This window comes from Algoriphagus sp., from assembly GCF_029254265.1.
Taxonomy (GTDB): Bacteria; Bacteroidota; Bacteroidia; order Cytophagales; family Cyclobacteriaceae; genus Algoriphagus.
The window spans coordinates 1-4,406 of sequence record NZ_JAQWXX010000046.1; the positions used below are offsets into that span (position 1 = coordinate 1).

3 protein-coding genes are annotated in these 4,406 nt (G+C 36.0%); 2 read left to right on the plus strand and 1 reads right to left on the minus strand.

The window, feature by feature from the left end:
• The first annotated feature begins 954 nt into the window (after positions 1-954).
• Together P8O16_RS06100 and P8O16_RS06105 are read left to right on the plus strand one after the other, a co-directional pair.
• Positions 955-2,901 carry a histidine kinase dimerization/phosphoacceptor domain -containing protein gene (locus P8O16_RS06100; RefSeq protein WP_300312004.1) on the plus strand — a complete coding sequence of 649 codons (1,947 nt, stop codon included), beginning with the start codon at positions 955-957 and terminating at the stop codon, positions 2,899-2,901.
• A gap of 5 nt (positions 2,902-2,906) precedes the next feature.
• Entirely contained in the window at positions 2,907-3,629 is a 723-nt protein-coding gene (locus tag P8O16_RS06105; RefSeq protein ID WP_300312007.1) for a response regulator, read from the plus strand.
• Positions 3,630-3,802: 173 nt separating this feature from the next.
• On the opposite strand, the gene P8O16_RS06110 is transcribed toward P8O16_RS06105, so the two are convergent.
• Complete coding sequence (locus P8O16_RS06110) at positions 3,803-3,937, minus strand: hypothetical protein (RefSeq protein WP_300312010.1); 135 nt, start codon at positions 3,935-3,937, stop codon at positions 3,803-3,805.
• Between the last annotated feature and the right edge of the window lie 469 nt (positions 3,938-4,406).

Below are 4,406 nucleotides of genomic sequence, written 5' to 3' on the forward strand. Positions count from 1 at the left end.
GCAGTCAAGTTCAGTTTGGAAGCTTTTACTGAACTCTATGACTCCTTGACCTTTAAATATATCCATTTTGAGCGTTTGAAAAGCTATAAATATATGCAATTAAAAGGACACCTCTAAAAGAAGAATTATGATAAATCCAACCCTTTACTAGACTTTACCATACCTCTGTTCAAATGCTAATTCCAACAAAATCGTTAATCCTGTGTGAGTTCAAAATGTCCAAACAAATCGCCCTTGTTCCTTCTATCTAAATAATACCTGACGCGAAGTCTGTTCAATACCCTTCTTCAAAAAGAGCTGAGCTGGTTTATTTCCAGTAATCTTTGTAGGAAAACCTAATATCAGAAAGTAAAAATCGTATGCGATTTGGGAAGACTGTAAGCAAAACACTCGAGTGAATCGAGCCATCCGCAAAAGCTTTTTACTCCTCACGAGCTCATTTTTTCTAAAAACCATTAGTTTGGGCTCCCTTTTTTTGCTTAAAGTTTAAAACAAAAAAACTCAAAAGAAGCCGGGAAGAACCTTAATCACCCAAAAAAGGTCTTCCCGGCTAAATAAAAATATGAGTTGCTGTGGAAAACTATTCTCAAGTATAAACCTGATTTTCACCCCCACAATCCCCTCATCTTGTGTCCTCCTTACCATTTTAAGTTTAATTTAAAATGGAGTAAATGGCTCATGTTAAGTTAAATATCAGTTTAAGCCATCAACGAGAATACTATTTAAAAATAATCTCAAAAACTAAGTTGCTTCAATTTCTCAACGCTGGAATTTCTTTCTCCTACTTTATTTCAAGAATTATAAAATCAAATTGCAACCACGTTATTGATAAAAAAATTGCTTTGGGATAAACTAAGCTCAGGACTTTCCCAACCCTACTAAATTCTTTCCCAATAGATTTTTTTTAAATACAAAAAATTGATCTTGATATAATTCTATTTAGTACATTTCGAAATGAAGGGATTTATTTTTTTATGGATTTTTTTGATACCTATTGTATTATTCGCCCAAATCGAAAATCAAAGAGAAAACCTCCAATACCAAGAAGTTTTTGTAGCTACAGATAATTTTCAATCAGACTATCTAGATATCCTTGAAAAGCGCGTCTTGGAAATACCTGAATTTTCTCCGCTTAGGTTACAAATTTTAAATGACTTAGGTTATTATTATCATACTCGAAATCTCAAAAAAGCATTAGGGTTCATAGAATTAGGATTAAGAGAAGCCAGAGAAAGTGATGAGAATTATTGGATGGGTAGGTTATTGGTTTCCAAGGGAGCAATTCTTCTCCGAATGGAGGAATTGGATCAAGCGGAGCAGGTCCTCAACGAGGCTATTTCAATGATTCCCGAGCAAGAAGCTTGGCTATTATATACCAACCTAGGCTATGTGTATGAGCGAAGGGGAATGCTTGGGAAAGCTTTTGAATATGCTTCCAAAACACTTGAAATAGGAGAAACTTACCGGGATCAAAAGGCTATAGCCATGGCTTATTCTGATATGAGCAACCTATTTTGGAAACAGCAGAAATTTGAATCCGCATTTTTCTATGGAATCAAGTCTCTGGAAATATTTGAAAGTCGGGGAATCAACGACTTGGACTACGATTTTACCCTTCACCTTGTCGGACAATATTTGGTTGATCTAGAGCGCCAAGAGGAGGCTTTTCCTTATTTTCAGAAATCTGTCCAACTTGGAGAACAATATGGTTTTTACAATAATCTTAGTGATACTTATATCGCATTGGCTAACCTCCAAGCCAATACGGGAAATTTTTCAGAGGGAGAAAAATCTGGTCTAGATGCTCTTCGATACGCAGAATTACTTGAAAATGACTTTATGATAATGAGGTCCTATCTCGCTTTGGGAAAAGTGAGTAACGAGGCTGGGGAATATGGCCAGGCTGCCAGATACCTAAATACAAGTATTGAAAAAGCAAAAGAGAATTTTGGAGATAAATATTACCTAAGTTTAGTTTATGAAGAATTAAGTAAAGCTTATGAGGGCTCCAATTTATTTGAAAGTGCCTTAGAAGCCTCCCGAATTGCGTATCAACTTAAAAGCGATGTTTTCACCTCAGAAGCAGAAGCACAAATCGCAACTCTTCAAACAGAAATGCAAGTCGCTCAAAAAGAAAATACAATCAACCTTCAAGAATCCCAACTGAGTCGTCAGCGGATTTTGCAGGTTCTCTACCTCACACTTGCAATCGTCCTAGTAGTAATATTGTCTTTGGTTTACCGTGTTTATTTAAGGAAGAAATCCTATTCGGAACTACTTGAAAAGAAGAATCAAGAAAAGGAATTTCTATTGAAAGAAATCCATCATCGTATCAAAAACAATCTTGAAACGATCTCTAGTTTACTTTCGCTCCAAATCGCAAAAATTGATAATCGCGATTTTCAGCAAATATTGGAAGAAACATACAATCGAGTTCAAAGTATGGGAATGATTCATTTGCAGCTTTATCGACAAGAAAACTTGAAAGGAGTAGAAATGAAAGAATTTTTTGAAAACCTGGGAAGATTTATCCTTGACACCTTTGATGCCAAGAATAAGATTAATTTTGACATAGAGATGAAAGCTCTGGAATTAGATGTGGACTTAGCTATACCGATAGGATTAATTGTAAATGAATTGATCTCCAACTCACTCAAATATGCTTTTCCGCTTCAGGAAAAAGGCAGAATACTTATCAAACTTTATGAAAAAGAGGGCGCCTTATTTTTAGAGGTAGCAGACAATGGAGTAGGCATAGTTTCAAATACAACCACTCAAGGAACTGGATTTGGGAGCGAGCTGATTAGCTTGTTGACAAGGCAACTTGATGGAAAAATGACTTTGGTCAAATCACCAGGTACATCATTTTCATTTACATTTTTTTTAAACAAAGCAGCATAACCAAAATGAGAATACTAATCGTCGAAGATGACATGATTATCGCAGCTAATATCAGTTTGCAACTGAGCAAACTTGGATATGAAGTTACCGGTATAGAAACTAAAGCGGAGGAAGCAATTCACCATGCTTTAGAAACCAAGCCTGATTTGATCCTAATGGATATTCAGCTAAAAGGCAAATCCAATGGAATAGATGCTGCGCATGAAATTCATAAAGTTCTGGATATTCCAATTATCTACCTGACTGCCAATGAGGATGATTCCACTTTTCAAAAAGCTAAAAGTACGAATCCCTTTGCCTTTATTTCCAAGCCATTCAACAAGCAAAACCTAGAACGGACTATTGCATTGGTAGAACAAAGGATGAAGGAGTTTCCAAAGGAAGATACTTTAGAGAATTCTTTTCATGAATCTCATGAGGATCGGATTTTTATCCGAAATCAAAATAAATTGATCAAGGTTATGATTGATGACATTATTTGGGTAGAAGCCGAACGGAACTATTGTAAAATAATAACCGCCCAGCAAGACTATTTAATCGTGAGTCCTTTGAATAAGCTTTGTGAAAAAATCGACCCTAAACGTTTTGTCAGAATCCACCGATCTTATATGGTTAATTTTTCAAAATTAGAAGCAGTAACAGAAACCCATGTGGAATTGAAGGGAAAAATCCTCCCGATCGGCAAGCAATACAAGGAGGATTTATTTAGGATGGTGAATAAAGTCTAGTTCTTATCCGATAAATAATCTTTTCATTCGATTTCTATTAATGGCCATTAAAATACTGAACCTAAAGTCATCAGATAATCCTAACCAACTTCTCCTACAAGCATTTTGATGCCGCCAGTAGCAAAATTCAACAGATCATCAGTAGTCGCCTTTCCTTCTGGGGAACTCAGTGATTATTGCATTGCCCCAAGGCTTGCATAATATAATTCAGCCATTCGATAATAATCATGCTTGGAACCGTCAGGGTTAGGTAAGAATTTGGTCAGCTCGGCTTTTTCAAATCCTGTCATTTTACCTACCAAAGGCATGTGCTTGTAGCGTAATAGCTTTCAAAAGCTGCTGTATCTGTAGAGGACGGTTACTTGGATCATGATTTTTTTTTAAGTTTTACTTTTTATTCCAATTCAATATTATGTCGGTAAAAAAAAAGGAATCACTCCTCCCAAGCAAGACTTCAACGATTCATCCGAGTTTACATCCATTTCATGAAGTGAAATTGGAAGCGATTCTGCTTTAATCTTAGCCGAGAGTTCTGTCGCTTTAGCCGGAGTTCGCATCGTGGCAAAAACCTACTCAACCGAATGCGAGGAAAATTTCCAAACCTATTCCTCTGCTGGAGCTGTAACAATTACTTTTTTCATAAAAATCAGTTAAATGATTATATGTATATCCGCAATCTTGCCAGTATGATTAAATCGAAGCAATGATGAGTCTGTCAAAGAGTTTTTGACCGAAGTATCTTCTGTTGAGCTTGTAACAAAACTCGTCTAGGTAATT

Coding starts and splice junctions, on each gene's coding strand:
- P8O16_RS06105 (WP_300312007.1), top strand. CDS start 2,907: ATGAGAATACTAATCGTCGAAGATGACATGATTATCGCAGCTAATATC.
- P8O16_RS06110 (WP_300312010.1), bottom strand. CDS start 3,937: ATGCCTTTGGTAGGTAAAATGACAGGATTTGAAAAAGCCGAGCTGACC.
- P8O16_RS06100 (WP_300312004.1), top strand. CDS start 955: ATGAAGGGATTTATTTTTTTATGGATTTTTTTGATACCTATTGTATTA.